Below are 19,656 nucleotides of genomic sequence, written 5' to 3' on the forward strand. Positions count from 1 at the left end.
GTAATTACCATGATTGTAAGCTAATCAGGTTATCGACCATACAGCCGATATCACGAGGCCTTATTATTAATTAATTACAATTTAAATCTTTGATTCCCATCACATATCGAAACTTAATTTAAAGTGAGAATTAAGTGGGGTCTATGGTTGACTGTATTTCACCATCAGTAAATCGGGTAATTAACTTATCGCCAGGTTTCAGTTTACTCACTGATGTGATGACTTGGTGTTTGTCATTTTGAGTAATTGAATAACCGCGAGTTAAGGTTGCAAGGGGGCTGACGGTTTGCAGTTGTTGAACCAGATTATGCAGCTGACTTTGTTCTTGTTGTAAACGGCGTTGCATTGCACTGTGTAGTCGAGTTTGTAGATTACGCTGTTGCTGCTGCATTGCTGTTAATTTATGCTCTGGAGAACGAGATTGTAAACGACCCGTTAGTTGGGTTAGATGCAGCTTTTGTTGATCTATATGACGATTTACGGCTTGGTTTAAACGTAAGTTTAGTTCATCTAACTTTTGGCTTTGTTGTTGTAATTTATGTTGTGGATGCTGACTCATCAAGGCTTGCTGTAAGTAGCGCTGTTGATGTTGTTTTTTTGATAATTGAGTCTGTATTGCTTTCGTTAAACGAGTACTTAGATTCGTTACTTGCTGATGTAAATGTGCTTGATCTTGGCTTACGAGCTCTGCAGCCGCAGAAGGCGTGGGTGCTCGCATATCAGCGACAAAATCAGCAATAGTGACATCTATTTCATGTCCAACAGCACTGATAATTGGTAATTGACTGTTAAAAATAGCATGAGCAACGGATGCTTCATTAAAGCACCACAAATCTTCTAACGAACCACCACCACGGCCGACAATTAATAGATCTACTTCATTACGCTGATTAGCCATATTAATAGCGTTAACAATCGCTGAAGCAGCCTGTGCACCTTGTACTAATGTCGGGTATATAATCACCGGTAAATTAGGGCTACGACGTTCTAGCACGGTTAAAATATCATGCACGGCAGCACCTGTTGCCGATGTCACAATACCAATGCGTTTGGCATGTAAGGGAAGGGCTTTTTTGTGTGCTTGGGCAAAATAACCTTGGGCGTCTAACGATGCTTTTAATTGTTCATATTGCTGTTGTAATAACCCGTCGCCCGCTGGGCTTAATGATTCAATGACTAATTGATATTCACCACGGGGTTCATACATAGTGACACGTACTTTCGCTAATACTTGCTGACCATTGGCTGGTCGAAAGGTCACACGACGGTTATTGCCCTTAAACATTGCACAGCGTACTTGCGATCGACTATCTTTAAGAGATAAGTACCAGTGGCCTGATGCGGGAGCCACGAAGTTGGAAATTTCACCGGTTAGCCATAACGTACCCATTTCAGATTCAAGCAATTGCCTAACGCTGGCGTTTAAGTGAGTCACTGTATAAATATTTGCATTGTTCAAAATCGGGCTCTCTCGCGTTAAGCAGTTAAATTAGATGAAATTACGTTGGAGTATTGTAGCAGATTTGGTTTTTAATGGGCATTAAGATCAACAAAAACTAAAAAAGGTTGAAATATAATTTGCTTTTATAGCAAACCATCAATATACTTCGTCCGCAATATTTATACCGATTATGTCATCCATTTTATACCTTTTACAAGGTGAGATATTGCCCATGCTAAGAATTGCCAAAGAAGCCCTTACCTTTGATGACGTACTACTTGTACCTGCTCATTCAACTGTTTTACCGAACGATGCTAACCTAAAAACTCAACTAACGAAAAACATTTCGTTAAACATCCCTATGCTTGCTGCTGCGATGGACACAGTAACTGAAGGTCGTTTAGCTATTGCGTTAGCTGAAGAAGGTGGTATTGGTTTTGTTCACAAAAACATGTCAATCGAGCGTCAAGCTGCAGAAGTACGTTTAGTTAAAAAATATGTAAGTGGTATTGTTGCTGAGCCCGTTACTGTAAAACCTGATATGACTATTGCTGATGTAGCTGAACTAGCTAAGCAATACGGTTTTGCTGGCTTTCCTGTAGTAACCGAAGCCAATGACCTAGTGGGTATCATTACTGGTCGTGATGTACGTTTTGTTGATGATTTAACTGCCCTAGTTGAATCGGTGATGACACCGAAAGATCGTTTAGTGACTGTAGGTCAAAAATCTTCTCGTGAAGAAGTACTTGGTCTTATGCACAAACACCGTATTGAAAAAGTACTTGCAGTAAGCGAAGACTTTAAACTAACGGGTATGATCACGGTTAAAGATTTTAAACAAGCAGAGAAAAAACCAAATGCATGTAAAGACGAATTAGGTCGTTTACGTGTAGGTGCTGCTGTTGGTGCTGGTGGTTCTACTGCTGAACGTATCGACGCACTAGTAGAAGCGGGTGTAGATGTACTATTAATTGATTCATCTCACGGCCATTCTCAAGGTGTTCTAAACCGTATTAAAGAAACACGCGCTGCATACCCTGATTTAGAAATCATCGGCGGTAACGTAGCAACTGGCGCAGGTGCTCTTGCATTAGTAGAAGCTGGCGTTAGCTGTGTTAAAGTTGGTATCGGCCCTGGTTCAATCTGTACTACACGTATCGTTACAGGTGTTGGTGTTCCACAAATTACAGCAATCAATGACGCTGTAACTGCATTAGAAGGTACTGGTGTTCCAGTTATCGCTGATGGTGGTATCCGTTTCTCTGGCGATATCGCTAAAGCACTTGTTGCTGGTGCAGCATGTGTAATGGTTGGTTCTATGTTCGCTGGTACTGAAGAAGCACCAGGTGAAGTTGAACTTTACCAAGGTCGTGCATACAAGTCATACCGTGGTATGGGTTCATTAGGCGCTATGTCTAAAGGTTCATCTGACCGTTATTTCCAATCAGAAAACGCTGCTGACAAATTAGTACCAGAAGGTATTGAAGGCCGTGTTCCTTATAAAGGCAAATTGAAAGAAATCATCCATCAGCAAATGGGTGGTATTCGTTCTTCAATGGGTCTAACTGGTTGTGCAACTATCCATGAGATGAACACGAAAGCTGAATTCGTTCGTATCACTGGTTCTGGTATCACAGAAAGCCATGTTCATGATGTAATCATGACTAAAGAAGCGCCAAACTACCGTTCAAACTAAGCTTAGCTGAACGTATAGTTGAAACCGATAATATAGAGGAGGCAAATGTCTCCTCTTACTATTATTACAAACGTAACTACTAAATATATTTACAGGAATATCTTTAATGACCACAAATATTCATGAGCAAAAAATCCTAATCTTGGACTTTGGTTCTCAATATACGCAGTTAATCGCTCGTCGTATCCGTGAAATCGGTGTTTACTGTGAATTATGGACATGGGATGTAGATGAAGCGGCAATCCGTGAATTCAATCCAAACGGTATTATCCTTGCTGGTGGCCCAGAAAGCGTAACTGAAGCGGGTTCACCTCGTGCACCAGAATATGTATTCAACGCAGGCGTTCCTGTATTGGGTATCTGTTACGGTATGCAAACAATGTCTAAGCAACTTGGTGGCGAAGTCATCAAAGGTACTGGCGAAGGCGAATTTGGCTATGCTCAAATCGAAATGCAAGCACCTTCTGCGCTATTCAACTCTATCGAAGATGCAGTATCTGAATCAGGTAACGCACTATTAGACGTATGGATGAGCCACGGTGATAAAGTTTCTGCTATTCCTGAAGGCTTTGTAACTGTTGCTAATACAGCTACTTGTCAGTTTGCTGCGATGGCAAACGAAGAGAAACGTTTTTACGGTGTTCAGTTCCACCCAGAAGTAACACATACTCGTCAAGGTGAGCGTATGCTTTCTCACTTTGCAAAAGACATCTGTGGCTGTGACGGACTTTGGACTTCAAGCTCAATTATCGATGATGCAATTGCACGTATGAAAGCGCAAATCGGTGATGATGAAGTTATCTTAGGTTTATCTGGTGGTGTAGATTCATCTGTTGTTGCTATGTTATTACAACGCGCAATTGGCGATAAGCTAACTTGTGTATTTGTTGATAACGGTTTACTTCGTTTAAACGAAGGTCAGCAAGTAATGGATATGTTTGGTGATCGCTTCGGTCTAAACATTGTTCACGTTAACGCTGAAGATCGTTTCCTAGAGCAAATGGCTGGCGAAAATGATCCTGAAACAAAACGTAAAATCATTGGTCGTGTATTTGTTGAAATCTTTGATGAAGAATCAAAGAAATTATCAAATGCTAAATGGTTAGCGCAAGGTACTATCTACCCTGACGTTATCGAATCTGCAGCAACTAAAAATGGTAAAGCACACGTGATTAAATCACACCATAACGTAGGTGGTTTACCTGACGATATGGAAATGGGTCTAGTTGAACCATTACGTGAATTATTTAAAGATGAAGTACGTAAGATTGGTCTTGAATTAGGTCTTCCATACGACATGCTTTACCGTCACCCATTCCCTGGACCTGGTCTAGGTGTGCGTGTACTTGGCGAAGTGAAGAAAGAGTATTGCGACCTATTACGTCGTGCTGACGCTATCTTCATCGAAGAATTACACAAAGCTGAACTTTACCATAAAGTAAGCCAAGCATTTGTTGTATTCCTACCTGTACGCTCTGTTGGCGTAATGGGCGATTGCCGCAAGTATGATTGGGTTGTATCACTACGTTGTGTAGAAACAATCGACTTTATGACTGCGCGTTGGTCACATCTTCCGTATGATTTAATCGGACATGTATCAAACCGTATCATTAACGAAATTGATGGTATTTCTCGTGTAGTTTACGATGTATCTGGTAAGCCACCTGCAACAATTGAGTGGGAATAATCTATTCTTCGTTAACGCGTTAGTGATAGACAGATATTGAAAACAGTACTTGCTGTTAAGGCCGTTCACGTAAAGTGAGCGGCTTTTTTATTTGCCTATGTAGAAAAATGTTCAGCATAATAAGGGTTAAAGCTAGTGAGGTCACATATCTAACATTTACCGTGATCCTGATTTTCCAAATTGATTTTTTAACTGAATGTAAACATCTCTCTGAGTGTGATATTTATCATCTAAAACGGTTAATCCACGCTTACTAATCGTGATTCTTATCAACAAAATAATTCCCCCCTGTTTTCTCATCCATTAAGCTACGCCCTTCATTTCCTTAGGTAAGGATGAGTTATCCATATTGATATTTTTTTAGTCTATGACCTCCCTGCATTAGCTATTATTTATAATAAATGGATGTAACAATGACTAATATTAATAACCTATTCAAACGTTCTTATTTAACAAAGTCGATCATTGCAATAATGACTTCTTCTTTGCTATTTGGCTGTAATTCATCTTCGGACGACACAGACACCTCGCCCGTTAAAGACACGAACTACAAAGTGTACTTTAAGTCTCATACAGATAATTATGATAATGCTAGTTTGTATGTATGGAATGATGGAAATTGTAGTGCTTATACCGGTACTAATCCTGATGCAGGGGACTGGAACAAAGGACTTAAACCGGATGGTGAAGATGCTGAATTTGGTATTTATTGGTCATTAGATGCGGATCAAAAAGAAGCGTCGCAATGTGTTAATTTTATTCCTCGGATAGGGGATGATAATAGTAAACCGTTAGGTGATTTTAATCCCAAGCTACAGTTAACCCAAACCAACAACAAAAATGAAATCTTTACTCAAGAGGGTATTGGTGCCGTTTATCCAGAATTGATCTCGACTGATGAGGTTCCTGCAAATCATGCTCGGGTATATATGAACACACCTGATGGCGATAGTCATGATTTTAGGCTGCATGTATGGAATGAAGGTGAGTGCAGTAACTTAGACGATAATGACTCTGCTTGGCCTGGTATTGAAGCTACGGGAGCCAGTGATACTTATGGCGTTTATTGGGATATTCCAGTTAACGGCACAGATAATTGTCTTAATATTATTCCAAATACTAAGAGTAATGGTTACTTTCAAAGTGCTAATCTAAAGTTTGAATTTGATAGCACAACTGCAATAGGTAATATCGGTTTTATTTTTAAAGGCACTGATAAAGTTTACTATGATGCGCTGGCGAATAAACCGGAAAAGGTGGTTGAACTAACTGGCGCAAGTGCCATTTTTGCTAGCGATAGTGTGTTATTAATTAACAGTAAAGAAGCCACTAAAGTTGAATTGTATTACGCTAATGCAGCGGGGATGACATTTGATAGCGGGACGAAAAAAATCATAGCGGCAGATGGTGTGATCAGCAGTGATATTAAAAGTGCGTCAGAAGAATGGCAAGGTTCGGAAAATAAGCCGCATCTCGCGCAGGATTTCATTGCCTTTGAACTCGATTTCTCAACGGCGGCTATTACCTTAAAAGAAGCGCTGAAAGGGCAGCTTATTCTGGTTGCGTCAGATGCGGCGGGAGTGATTAAAGTTACCGAGGTACAAACCGCAAGTGCGTTAGATTCACTTTATGCGACGAAGGCATCAACTCAAAAATTTGGGGCGATACTGAATGCGAATGGTACGACGAGTTTCCGTTTATGGGCACCGACATCGCAATCAGTTGCTTTGATACCTTACGATAGCAATAAGGATGCTGGTATTAAAATACCGATGATCTTTGACCAAACTACCGGTAGCTGGGTTGCTGAAAACACGGTGTTAAAACACGGTGATTTTTACAAATATGAAGTGACAGTTTATCACCCTGCGACGGATAAGATTGAAACGTATCAAGTTACAGACCCTTACTCATTAAGTCTTTCTACTAATTCAGAGTTAAGCCAAGTTATTGATTTAAACAATGCAGCCGTGACCCCTGCCGGTTGGAGTGAACTTAAAGCTCCTCATGCGCAAGATAACCCTGCTGAATTTGTGTTGTACGAAGCGCACGTACGTGACTTTTCTGCATTAGACCAATCGACGCCTGTGAGCAGTCGAGGTAAATACTCAGCTTTTAGCCAGAGTGAATCAGCCCCTGTTAAGCATCTAAAATCACTCGCTGATTCGGGAGTGTCGCATCTGCATTTATTGCCGATTTTTGACATCGCGACTATCAATGAAGATATCACGCAAGTGGCTAATATTGACGAATCGTTCTCGAAATTATGCACCTTAAAACCAGAAATAAAAGAAGATACCGACTTTGCGAGTTATTGCAGTAGTAATGACACTATTGCGTCGGTGTTTGATGCGCTATTAGAAGATGACTCACCGAGTAATGCGATTGTGCAGCGTTTGAATGGTTATGTTCGAGATGTTGATGGTTTCAATTGGGGTTATGACCCATATCACTACACGGTGCCTGAAGGTTCATATTCAAGTAATCCAGATGGTATGGTGCGGATTAAAGAATTTCGCGAAATGGTCATGGCGATTAAAAATGACATAGGTATGAATGTCGTAATGGACATAGTGTATAACCATACCAATGAATCCGGAGTGAGCAGTAAATCTGTTTTAGATCGCATTGTGCCGTGGTATTACCAACGTTTAAACGAAATATCTGGAGCTGTAGAAAACTCGACGTGTTGTTCAAATACAGCCCCTGAGAATGCGATGATGGGCAAGTTGATTTCAGATTCGTTGGTTGTTTGGGCTGAAGATTACAAAGTTGATGCATTCCGGTGGGATTTAATGGGACATCATCCTAAAGCGCAGATCTTAGATTCACTAGCAGCAGTTAAAGCCGTTGATCCCGATACCTACTTTTATGGTGAAGGCTGGAACTTTGGTGAAGTAGGTAATGACCGTCAATTTACCCAAGCTACGCAAGCAAATATGTATGGTACTGGTGTAGGTACATTCTCTGATCGCCTACGTGATTCAGTCCGTGGTGGTGGTCCATTTGATTCTGAAATTGGACTACGAGAAAGCCAAGGTTTTGGTAACGGCGCGTATGTATTAGCCAATGAGCAAAATAAAGTCACGAAAGAAACTGCACTACATTTAGCTGATTTAACGCGTTTAGGTATGGCGGGTAATTTAGCGGATTTCGCTTTCGTAGATAGTAAAGATAACACCATAATAGGCTCTGGATTAGATTACAATGGTCAGCCTGCGGGGTATGCGAAAGATGCATGGGAAGTACAAAACTACGTATCAAAACATGATAACCAAACATTGTGGGATAATAACCAATACAAGATTGGCTATGAGGTAGATGCAGATACGCGTGTTCGCATGCAAGCTGTATCACTGGCCACGGCAATGTTAGGTCAGGGGGTACCCTTTACGCATATGGGTAGCGAGTTATTAAGATCTAAATCGATGCAGCGTGATTCGTATGATTCAGGAGATGTGTATAATCGCGTTGATTTTACAGCTCAAGGTAATAACTGGGATATAGGTTTACCACGTGAAGACAAAGATGGTAACAACTGGAAAGTGATTCAAGACGTTATTGATAACTCAGCTGAAAATGCAATGCCGACAGCTGAAAATATCAATGATATGAAGTCATTTTATCAAGAGTTTTCTTTATTACGGGCTTCTTCAGGATTACTAACACTTGGACTTGGAGCTGATATTAATCAGCGTGTGCAATTCCATAATACCGGTAGTGAACAAACTGTCGGTGTGATTGTCATGAGCATTGATAATAGTGGTGCTAACTACAGTGCGAGTATAGATAAGGATCGTGATGGTTTAGTTATTGTGATTAACGCTACGCCAACAGCAATCGAAGAGTTCCAAAATTTTGATGCGGAAGGTTATCGTTTACATTCGATTCAAACAACGAGAGGCGATCAATCTATTGCCCAACGTGGTGTTGATGTATCGAGTATTACGAATAATAAACTTAATACGCCAGCATGGTCTGTCGCGGTATTTGAAAAAATACATTAGGCTGAACGTATCATTCACACTCGATAATCAAGGGCAGCGCTAAGCGCTGCTTTTTTATAAAATTGAGTTTAGCCTTAAGCACTTTACTTTATGGTATTACCTTAGAATAAATTCAATTACCGCCTTTTTTTATCCTCAATCCTCTAGGGTTTACATTACAGTTAGTATTATCCTTTGCGAGTAGGAGGTGTATTTCTCGTTACGACGTTTTACATTACTCAGTATTTTGTTATAACTAAGTTTGGTATGGATACCAATTTACAAATTATTAGCTCATAACAATGGATGTTACAGCGTATGATACTATTTACCTCTTTTTCTTGTGCGGCCATAAAGCATGTGAAATTGCTTGCCAGCATGTTAACTCTGCTATTACTGACTGCTTGTAGTAGCACCGATGTTAGGCTGAATCTGTCTGCTTCAGCTGATCTTAATACCAATAGTTATAATGAACCTCTTCCTGTTATCGTACGGGTATACCAGCTATCGGATGTAAAAACATTTCGTAATGCGACCTTTGATCAGCTATGGAAAGCGGATGAGTTAGTTCTCGGCTCTGCTCTGATTAATAAAAAAGAGCTTACGGTAAAACCCAATGCCAAATTAGACTATGAGTTTATTCAAGCTGACGGCGCTGAATATATTGCGATGTTTGCCATGTTTAGAAATGTGAAAAAAAATAATTGGCGTTGGTTGCATAAATTGGATAGTGGCGCTTTATCTTTAGATACTGAATTTGATATTCAATTGATAAATAATAAAATTTATCATGCTGAATATTAATGGTTAAGTTAAGCGCTCCGAATAATTCAATATTAATAGCGTGTAGACCGGTATTTAATTTACTGTTTAAAATACAGCAAGATAAGTTATCGGCAAGTATTGAATTATACCCTGATTTTGTTCGAGCGTTTCAGGCGCTTGAACAACTAGCATTATTGCATTCAGTAACGAGTGAAGAGCTTGCGCACCTTAAATCTTGTCTTGCTATGCTGACTGATGATGTTATGCAGGAATATCAAGTATTACAATCGATACCGGTTGCTTTGTTATGGCCTAAAGCGTATTTACAATCAACGCTATTAGGGCGTAAGAACGATGATATTGTCTTTTTTGAAGGGGTGGATAAGTTATTAAAGAACCCGAAAACAAACCTCTATTTAATTGAGCTTTATTATGTATGCTTAGCACTGGGGCTTAAAGGGGAATGTCTGAGTAGTATCAAATTATCGCGTCTTAAGGTTCGACTACATCAAGAGATTATTCGGATTAGAGGGCATGCAGCACGCTCGTTATCATTGGGGTGTAAGCAAGATAATATTGTATTGACTAAAACAGCAGCGCCTATTCCTCTGTCTGTCATATTAATACTTACAGTGTTTTTGTTTTCTATTGGCATTTTTACTATTGAATATATTTTACGGTCTGAAATTGAGACGCACTATTATTACATTCGGGAACAAGCTGAACTATTGATCAGTATTGCTTCAGAAGGTGATGAGTGATGTGGGTATTATTACTCTTATTAAGTGTCGTTGGTAATATATTATTGTTAATGGCAAGTCGACTTAATTACTTCGATAGTTTCATACCTGTTTTTATTCTGTTTAATTGTACTTTATTATTACTGTGTCACTTCAATCATCGTCGAATAATCAGTAGTCGACACGTATTGTCATTCCAACATAGTCTCCCTAAAACTGATACCAACGCACTTCATAGTTATAATCAAAAACAATCGATAAAACAGTTAAATAAAACTTTTGAACATGCGCTTAATTTACTCCGGCATAGTGATGTTTTGTCGTTAAAAAAGGGAAGTAAAGCCTTGTACGATAAGCCTTGGTTCTTATTGCTTGGTGCTAAAAATTCAGGTAAAACAGCGCTTATTAAAAATTCTGGATTAGATCTCATCTATACCGATAGTAATGCCAGTGAAGAGACTTTATTAGATAATTTAAATTCGTTATTTCATTTTTCATCAGACGCTATATTCATCGAAGCTGATGGTGAATATGTGACAGAAGGAAGGGCGCGTAGTGAGTGGTTGAGTTTATTAAAACTATTGCGTCAGCATCGTAGCAATGCGCCACTTAATGGTGTGATTCTAACGATAGATATTGCTGATTTTTTATTGCTAGAAGAGCCTCAACGTAATTTTAGGTTAATGTTATTTCGTGAACGTATTAACGAAATGGTCGATTATCTAGGCATCATTTTTCCTGTTTATATTGTTTTTAGCCAATGTAACAAAGTGAGTGGATTCAATGCTTATTTTGCCGAACTTTCTATATCAGAGAAGGATCAAATATTTGGTATCGGTTTATTCGCTCAAAATGAAAAAGGCTGGCGTTCATTGACGCATATGCTAAGGCAGCGAATAACATTACTCACGAAACAATTACAGCAACAGTTAGTCGATAAATTAGATGTCAGTAAGGGAATGGATGATAAAGCCCGCATTATTTCGTTTTATCAGCAGTTCGAACATGGTTCTGGAGTTGTGGCTGACTTTGTTGAGGACTTAGTTAAAGCGTGTGCATACAAAGAGCAACCTCTTTTCGCTGGTGTATATTTTACTTCTGCAGGCGAACAGTCTAATGACCACCACTTAGCGAAACCACTGGGTGGTATTTTTATTAAATCCTTGTTTAAAGAGTTAGTGTTACCGTTACAGAACATGGTTAAAGCGAATCGATCCGCGATACGTTTTCGTTTTAGCTTGAAAGCGTCACTCGCGACCAGTGTTATTATCGGTATTGTTGGTGGTGTTGGTTTCATGCTTAGTGCGTATTTTTCACTCCAAGCAGACTTTACTAAAAATAGATTAGTCATCGACGATTTAGTTAAATCGGTGAGCACTGAAGCAGGTGAGGATTCGACATTAACACAATCTTTAACCTTCTTACGTCAACGTTTTGTAGCGTTAAATAAAGACGCGAACGAATTTGAATATCTTCTACCCTATCTAGCGCTTGATGAAAAACGCTTAATGATGAAAGAAGAAATGGAGGTCTTGTACTTCCATGTTTTGAACTTACGCGTGGAGCAAGAACTACAACCTTTGTTAACATCTCGGATGTCGACACTCGCAATACAATGGGAAAAAGGGATATTAACAGGGCATTTACGTAGCGAATATTATAATCTACTTAAACTCGCGCTGATGCTAAGTTGCCAGGTTGAACGTTTAGATATTCCCTTTGCAACTCAACAATTAGTCCAGCTTTGGTTGCGTGATGGTGACCAAGTCGTTAAGTCAAATGAACGTCTCGCCTTTACTGAATTAGTTACTACTTATCTCCACGCATTTAGTTCACCATCCGCAGTAAAGGTGAGCCTACAGCCTTGGAAAAGCTTAAAGCCAGCGATCGAATTAGCGAGGATTAATTTGGCTAATCCACTCACCGCTGATGAATTATATCAAATTGTGCGTGATGACGTGCCATTGCAACCAGCCCTGACTATTAACTCTATTGTTCCGGCTCGCTTTCAATCTTATGTGGAAAGCAGCACATCACTGCCTTGGTTGTATAGCAAAGCGGGGTGGGATAATTATGTTCAGAGTAAATTGGTATTACTACAGCAGAGTCAGTTACAGCGTGATAATGATTGGGTGATTGCTCGGGAAGTCAGTGAGCCGCAATTACAATTAAACTTGGCAGCACTCGATGAAAAAATCATGGCTGTTAAATCTCGTTATTTCGATGATTATGCTAATTACTGGTTTACGTTTGTTGAGGGTATTCGCTATAGCAGACTGGGTAATATCCAAGAAACCCAAGCGACATTAAATGCATTAGCATCACCGAATGGTTTGTTTACTGAATTAATCAGTAATATCGCGAAGCATCTTTATTTATTTGATAATAAAACAATATTTCATAATCAAAAAACAGTTGATACAGAACATCAAGATAAACCTCAGCGCATATCGGCATTAGAGAATCATTTTCCTATTTTAAATCAGCTGCATGACTTTCAACATAAGTCACGGAATAACGTAATGCTGACTCAGTTTCAGCGTAATATGTTACGCGTAAACAAAGAGTTATTTACGGTTATCAGCAGCTACTCAATTAAAGATGCGGCATTGTCTTATACTGGTGATGTGCTTGCGGCTCATCAACGTAAAGGTCCTAAAGACGTCGATAAGAACGTGCCAGCCTTATATAAAGCATGGAATGATACCCAAGTCTTACTGGCTAAATTTAGTACGCAATCATCAGTACAGTTGACGTATTTATTGACCGAGCCTTTGCGCCAGAGTTGGATCCATTTGTTTGCAGAATCTCGCGCAGCGCTTGAATCAAAGTGGCAGCAGGTGGTTTACCGCCATTTCAGACGTTCAATTAAGGGACGTTATCCATTTTCAGCGCAGGGGAGTGATGTTTCATTATCACAATTGAGTTCTTTCTTTAATCGCCAAAATGGTCAGTTATGGCAGTTTGTAACGCGAGATCTGGAACCTTTCATTTATGATTTCAGCACACATAAGCAAGAACGAACATGGCTTGGACTCAGTTTAGGTGTTGATTTTGCATTAGTTGATGCGTTACGTGATGCTGACATTATCACCAATGGATTCTTTAATGGTGATAGTGAGATCCCTCGGGTTAACTATCAAGTGATGCCTACAGCAAAGAAATCCATTATAGAGAGCTATTTGCGTATTAATGGTTATGAATATCGTTATCGTAATGAACCTGAAGAGTGGCGTAATTTTGTGTGGCCATCAAGGCTCAATACGCATCAAGCAAGTATTAACGCTGTCAGCAGTAAAACGGGACATTTAGCGACGCTCAATATAAGCAGTGATTGGGCATTATTTAAATTAATTGATCGCGCCGAAGTGATGCCTTTATCCACGACTGAGTATAGATTGAACTGGATATTAAAAACCCGCAAAGGTGAAAGCTTAATAAGTGATTACAAAATAAAGGTTAAACCTTTTAACTTTCTGTTTGAACGCCGTAAATTATACGATTTTATGTTGCCAAGTAGCTTGTTTAAACAACCAGAATCGGAACTAATCTCTTCTTCCCTTGATATTCTCTCTGTTGATAACTAGACTAGCGGACTATTTCAATTTTAAGTTCGATTCTAAGGTACCTTCATGCAGGTTTCAGATTTCAATTTTACCCTTCCTGACGAGTTAATTGCCCGTTATCCGAAAGCAGATCGTCGTTCAAGCCGTTTATTACAACTAAACGGTAACAGTGGTGAACTTGCGGATAAACAGTTTGCAGATATCCTCGATTTAGTTGAAGCGGGCGATCTGATGGTATTTAACAATACCCGTGTTATCCCTGCGCGTATGTATGGACAGAAAGCATCTGGCGGTAAAATCGAAGTGCTTGTTGAGCGCGTGATCAGCGAAAATTCTGTGCTTGCACACGTACGTTCGTCAAAATCGCCGAAAGTTGGCGCTCGACTTATCTTAGAAGGTACTGTTAATGCTGAAATGGTTGCGCGCCATGATGCATTATTCGAACTTAAATTTTTAGATGAACGTCATGTACTGGAAGTATTAGAAGATATTGGCCACATGCCATTACCACCTTATATTGATCGTCCTGATGAAGATTCAGATAAAGAACGCTACCAAACGGTTTATAACGAAAAGCCGGGTGCAGTTGCTGCGCCAACAGCAGGTTTACACTTTGATGAGGCATTGTTAGCACAGTTAGCAGAAAAAGGCGTTAATACCGCATTTGTGACGCTGCATGTTGGTGCTGGTACATTCCAACCGGTACGTGTTGATAATATCTTAGATCACCACATGCACTCTGAATATGCAGAAGTGTCGGAAGAAGTTGTGGCGAAAATCGCTGAAACTAAAGCCAATGGCGGCCGTGTAATTGCAGTCGGCACGACATCAGTACGTTCTTTAGAAAGTGCTGCACAAGCGACAATGGCGAAGGGTTTACCATTAGCCCCGTTCTTTGAAGATACCGAAATCTTTATTTATCCAGGCTACGAATTCCAACTTGTAGATGCCATGGTAACGAACTTTCATTTACCTGAATCAACATTGATTATGTTGTTATCAGCATTTGCAGGCTATGATCACGTCATGCCAGCTTATCAGCATGCGATCACTGAGAAATACCGTTTCTTCAGTTATGGCGATGCGATGTTTGTAACGAAGCAGACCGCTGTATAAATTTAATTAACCGTGAGTTGATATTTGTCTATTTACGGTTAGTTTGTTAACGATAAACAACGACCAATAAGGTATGTTGTTTGAATTTTTTGAGAGAAGTTATGTCAGACTGTTTCTCTGACTTGAGGTTTATATGAAGTTAAAATACGAATTAGATAAAACGACTGGTAACGCACGTCGCGGCCGTTTGATCTTTGAACGTGGTGTTGTTGAAACGCCTGCATTTATGCCAGTAGGTACTTACGGTACTGTTAAAGGTATGACACCTGAAGAAGTTGACGCAACAGGCGCTGATATTCTTTTAGGTAATACTTTCCACCTGTGGTTACGTCCTGGTCAGGAAGTAATGAAGCAACATGGTGGTTTACATAACTTCATGAACTGGCAGGGTCCAATCCTGACTGATTCAGGCGGTTTCCAAGTATTCAGCTTAGGTAAAATGCGTAAAATTACTGAAGCAGGTGTACATTTCCGTCATCCTGTAAACGGTAGTAAGATCTTCTTAGATCCTGAAACATCAATGGAAATCCAAGATGATTTAGGTTCTGACGTTGTGATGATTTTTGATGAATGTACGCCATACCCAGCGACTGAATCAGAAGCTGAAAAATCAATGCGTATGTCATTACGTTGGGCACAACGCTCACGTGATCACTTTGATAAACTAGATAACAAAAATAACCTATTCGGTATTATCCAAGGTGGTGTTTACGAGCACTTACGTGATATTTCTGTAAAAGGCTTATTAGATATCGGTTTTGACGGTTACGCAGTTGGTGGCCTAGCTGTAGGTGAACCAAAAGAAGACATGCACCGTATTCTTGAGCACACTTGCCCACAAATTCCTGAAGATAAACCACGTTACCTAATGGGCGTTGGTAAACCTGAAGATCTTGTTGAAGGTGTTCGCCGTGGTGTAGATATGTTTGACTGTGTAATGCCAACGCGTAATGCACGTAATGGTCACTTATTTACAAGTGAAGGTGTTATCAAGATCCGTAATGCGAAGCATAAAACAGATACTGGTACACTTGACCCTGAATGTGATTGCTACACATGTAAGAACTACACGCGTTCATACCTGAACCATTTGGATAAATGTAACGAGATTTTAGGCGCACGTTTAAACACAATGCATAACCTACGTTACTACCAAAACCTAATGCAAGGTATCCGTGACGCGATTGATTCTGATACATTTGAAGAGTTTGTTACTGATTTCTATGCTAAACAAGGCCGTGAAGTACCGCCTTTAGCGAAGACTGACGCTTAATTATTAAGCAAACACTAACCTGATTGTCGATCTAAGTTTGGTAAACCTTTCTCATTAGTAGTAATGTAATGTGATTGGTTTATCATATTCAATATTAAAATTTATAAAGGGAAATAAAAATGAGTTTTTTCATTGCAAATGCAGTAGCTGCTGAAGGCGTACCAACTCCAGCTGGTGGCGGTTACGAAATGTTGATCATGTTAGGTATTTTCGGTGTGATCTTCTATTTCATGATTTATCGCCCACAAGCGAAACGTCAAAAAGAACAGAAGAACCTAATGTCATCTTTGTCAAAAGGTGAAGAAGTGCTTACTGTTGGTGGCATCGTTGGTCGCATCGCTAAGATTTCTGAAGGTAATGATTACATTGTGATCACTATTGCTGACGCAACAAATATCACAATCAAACGTGATTACATTGCTGCAGTATTACCAAAAGGCTCTATGCAGTCGCTTTAATCTTTCCCGTATCCCAGTAAGGTAATATTGTGTTAAACAAATATCCTCTGTGGAAGTATCTAATGGTGATCGCTACGATCGCCATTTGTTTACTGTATGCCACACCGAATCTATACGGGGAAGACCCCGCTGTTCAAGTCTCTGCTGCACGTGGTGCTGCCATTGAAGTGTCAACTCTCGACAAAGTTAAAGCAGAACTCGATAAACAAGAAATCAGTTATAAGAGTGTTTCATTAGAACAGAACCAAGTATTAATTCGTTTAAATGATAGCGAACAACAATTACTTGCTAGTGAAATCCTAAAAGAACAACTTGGTCAAACATTTATTGTTGCTTTAAATCTTGCCCCTGCTACGCCTGAATGGTTACAAGCCGTTGGTGCTGGACCATTAAAACTGGGTCTGGATTTACGTGGTGGTGTTCACTTCTTACTAGAAGTTGATATGCAAGAAGCGTTAGTAAAAGCACAAGACCAGATGTTACAAGATTTCCGTACCGATTTACGTGAAGAAAAACTGCGTTACACAGCAGTACGTAAAGACAGTAACGGTGTAACAGTGCGTTTTCGTGATGTTGAAACACGCGATAAAGCTGAAGAATTCCTGAAGTCTAAATATCCAGACCTACTGCTAAAAGACAGTGAAAATAATGGTCAATTTAGCGTGTCGGCAAAAATGTCAGAATCTAAACTTGCCGAAATCAAAGAATATGCCCTTCAACAAAATATCACCATTATCCGTAACCGTGTAAACCAATTAGGTGTTGCTGAGCCGCTAGTACAGCGTCAAGGTGCAGACCGCATTGTTGTTGAATTACCGGGTGTTCAGGATACTGCTGGTGCGAAAGAAATTTTAGGTGCAACTGCAACGCTAGAATTCCGCTTAGTGGATAACAAAGCAGATCCTTATAGCAGCCGTGTTCCAGCGGGCAGTCAGAAGTATACGACGCGTGATGGTCGTCCTGTAGTACTGAAAAAACAAGTTATCTTAACGGGTAACCACATTACAGGTGCAACATCGAGCGCAGATGAATTTAGTCGTCCACAAGTAAATATCGATCTTGATTCGCAAGGCGGCAGTAAAATGTCTCGCGCGACGAAGAAAGCAATCGGTACATCTATGGCAACTGTATTCATTGAATACAAACCAACGGGTGAGAAGACGCCTGAAGGTAAATCTAAACTGAAGAAAATTGAAGAAGTCATTAACGTGGCGACGATTCAAGCTCAGTTAGGTCGTAGTTTCCGAATTACTGGTTTAGACAGTCCAAGCGAAGCTAAAAACCTTGCGTTATTATTACGTGCAGGTGCGTTAGTTGCGCCAGTTCAAATTGTAGAAGAACGTACAATTGGTCCTAGTTTAGGTAAGCAAAATATTGAAAACGGCTTATCTGCGATGATTTATGGCATGATTGCTATCGTTATCTTTATGGCTATTTACTACCGTAAGTTTGGTCTTGTTGCCAATATTGCACTGTCTGCAAATATCATCATGATCATTGGTATTATGTCTATGATTCCTGGCGCGACAATGACGCTACCGGGTATTGCAGGTATCGTATTAACGATTGGTATGGCTGTCGATGCGAACGTGTTGGTATTCGAACGTATTCGTGAAGAGTTAAAAGAAGGCCGTAGCATTCAACAAGCGATTCACTGTGGTTACGATAATGCATTATCAACCATTGCTGATGCGAATATTACTACGCTATTAACAGCGATCATCCTGTTTGCTATTGGTACTGGTGCGATTAAAGGTTTCGCCATTACACTTGCAATTGGTATTGCCGCTTCTATGTTTACTTCAATCATTGGTACACGTGCAATCGTGAACTTCCTTTGGGGTAACAAAAAAATCGATAAACTTTCAATCTAAGGGGATTAATTATGTTTGAAATTATTAAAACAGAACGCACGATCCGCTTTATGAAAATGACTAAACCAGCGTTTATCTTATCTGCGCTGTTAGTTCTTTTATCGATATCTTCAATTGCCATTAAAGGTATTAATTGGGGTCTTGATTTCACCGGTGGTACGGTGATCGAAGTGGGTTATGACAAACCAGCGGATCTTGAAGTGATTCGTCCGTTGTTAGCAGCCGAAGGGTTTAGTGACGCGGTTATTCAACATTTCGGCTCTAGCCGTGATGTATTGATCCGTATCGCACCACGTGAAGGCTTGGACAGTGAACATCTTGGTAGTCAGGTAATCTCTGTATTACAAGGTTATGATAAAAGCGTTGAAATGCGCCGCATCGAGTTTGTTGGTCCAAACGTAGGTGATGAATTAACAGAGCAAGGTGGCCTAGCGCTGCTTGCTGCATTGATTTGTATTTTATTGTATGTGGGTGTTCGTTTTGAATGGCGTTTAGCATCGGGTGCAGTATTAGCACTGGCGCATGACGTTATCATCACGTTAGGTATCTTCTCGGTGCTTGATGTTGAATTCGATTTAACTATTTTAGCGGCGCTATTGACCGTAATTGGTTATTCATTGAATGATACAATCGTGGTATTTGACCGTATCCGTGAAAACTTCCGTCGCATGCGTATTGATGATTCTGTGGAAATCATGGATGTATCATTAACGCAGACGCTATCACGTACGTTAATCACGTCAGGTACAACATTAATGGTATTAATATCATTATTCCTGAAAGGTGGTGCACTGATCCACGGTTTCGCATTAGCCTTGCTAATCGGTATCGTGGTTGGTACATACTCGTCGATTTACGTAGCAAGTGCATTAGCACTGAAGCTAGGTGTAACGCGTGAAACAATGTTACCACCAGTTGTTGAAAAAGAAGGCGCAGACCAAGATCCTATGATGTAAGCATAAGGGAAACCTTGTTAACAGATTAGTCTCCGGACTGCCATAAAACCCGCCTCGTGCGGGTTTTTGTTTTTTATATTTTTAATGATTGAAATATC

Annotated in this window: 12 protein-coding genes; 11 read left to right on the top strand and 1 reads right to left on the bottom strand. The window is 40.0% G+C overall.

All coding sequences use genetic code 11. The features are described 5' to 3' along the window. Positions 1-130 precede the first annotated feature (130 nt). Positions 131-1,390: an exodeoxyribonuclease VII large subunit gene (xseA, locus tag HWV00_RS03960; protein ID WP_255555019.1), complete on the bottom strand. Its 1,260-nt coding sequence runs from the start codon at positions 1,388-1,390 to the stop codon at positions 131-133. A 283-nt stretch (positions 1,391-1,673) separates the two neighbouring features. On the opposite strand from xseA, the gene guaB reads away from it, so the two are divergent. The 11 genes from guaB to secF all read left to right on the top strand — a co-directional run bounded on the left by guaB (position 1,674) and on the right by secF (position 19,558). Further along, positions 1,674-3,137 (top strand): IMP dehydrogenase, encoded by a 1,464-nt coding sequence (gene guaB / locus HWV00_RS03965; protein ID WP_304610850.1) that lies wholly within the window; start codon positions 1,674-1,676, stop codon positions 3,135-3,137. Between the two features lie 106 nt (positions 3,138-3,243). Continuing rightward, positions 3,244-4,824 carry a glutamine-hydrolyzing GMP synthase gene (gene guaA, locus HWV00_RS03970; RefSeq protein ID WP_211684836.1) on the top strand — a complete coding sequence of 527 codons (1,581 nt, stop codon included), beginning with the start codon at positions 3,244-3,246 and terminating at the stop codon, positions 4,822-4,824. Positions 4,825-5,237: 413 nt separating this feature from the next. After that, positions 5,238-8,831, top strand: a complete 3,594-nt coding sequence (pulA, locus tag HWV00_RS03975; protein ID WP_255554903.1) for a pullulanase-type alpha-1,6-glucosidase — start codon at positions 5,238-5,240, stop codon at positions 8,829-8,831. Positions 8,832-9,128: 297 nt separating this feature from the next. Continuing rightward, entirely contained in the window at positions 9,129-9,614 is a 486-nt protein-coding gene (gene tssJ / locus HWV00_RS03980) for a type VI secretion system lipoprotein TssJ (RefSeq protein ID WP_255554904.1), read from the top strand. Then, positions 9,614-10,336: a DotU family type IV/VI secretion system protein gene (locus tag HWV00_RS03985; RefSeq protein ID WP_211684839.1), complete on the top strand. Its 723-nt coding sequence runs from the start codon at positions 9,614-9,616 to the stop codon at positions 10,334-10,336. Before tssJ ends, HWV00_RS03985 begins: the two co-directional genes overlap by 1 nt. After that, positions 10,336-13,902, top strand: a complete 3,567-nt coding sequence (gene tssM, locus HWV00_RS03990; RefSeq protein ID WP_211684841.1) for a type VI secretion system membrane subunit TssM — start codon at positions 10,336-10,338, stop codon at positions 13,900-13,902. Before HWV00_RS03985 ends, tssM begins: the two co-directional genes overlap by 1 nt. A gap of 45 nt (positions 13,903-13,947) precedes the next feature. Beyond that, the gene (queA, locus tag HWV00_RS03995; RefSeq protein WP_211684843.1) at positions 13,948-14,997 is read left to right on the top strand and encodes a tRNA preQ1(34) S-adenosylmethionine ribosyltransferase-isomerase QueA; all 1,050 of its coding nucleotides are present in this window, start codon (positions 13,948-13,950) and stop codon (positions 14,995-14,997) included. 133 nt (positions 14,998-15,130) lie between these two features. Further along, positions 15,131-16,270 (top strand): tRNA guanosine(34) transglycosylase Tgt, encoded by a 1,140-nt coding sequence (tgt, locus tag HWV00_RS04000; RefSeq protein ID WP_211684844.1) that lies wholly within the window; start codon positions 15,131-15,133, stop codon positions 16,268-16,270. Positions 16,271-16,389: 119 nt separating this feature from the next. Beyond that, positions 16,390-16,728: a preprotein translocase subunit YajC gene (yajC, locus tag HWV00_RS04005; protein WP_211684846.1), complete on the top strand. Its 339-nt coding sequence runs from the start codon at positions 16,390-16,392 to the stop codon at positions 16,726-16,728. Positions 16,729-16,757: 29 nt separating this feature from the next. After that, positions 16,758-18,602 (top strand): protein translocase subunit SecD, encoded by a 1,845-nt coding sequence (secD, locus tag HWV00_RS04010; RefSeq protein ID WP_211684848.1) that lies wholly within the window; start codon positions 16,758-16,760, stop codon positions 18,600-18,602. A gap of 11 nt (positions 18,603-18,613) precedes the next feature. After that, complete coding sequence (gene secF / locus HWV00_RS04015; RefSeq protein WP_211684850.1) at positions 18,614-19,558, top strand: protein translocase subunit SecF; 945 nt, start codon at positions 18,614-18,616, stop codon at positions 19,556-19,558. The last annotated feature ends 98 nt before the right edge of the window (positions 19,559-19,656 follow it).

The organism is Moritella sp. 24, from assembly GCF_018219155.1.
GTDB lineage: Bacteria > Pseudomonadota > Gammaproteobacteria > Enterobacterales > Moritellaceae > Moritella.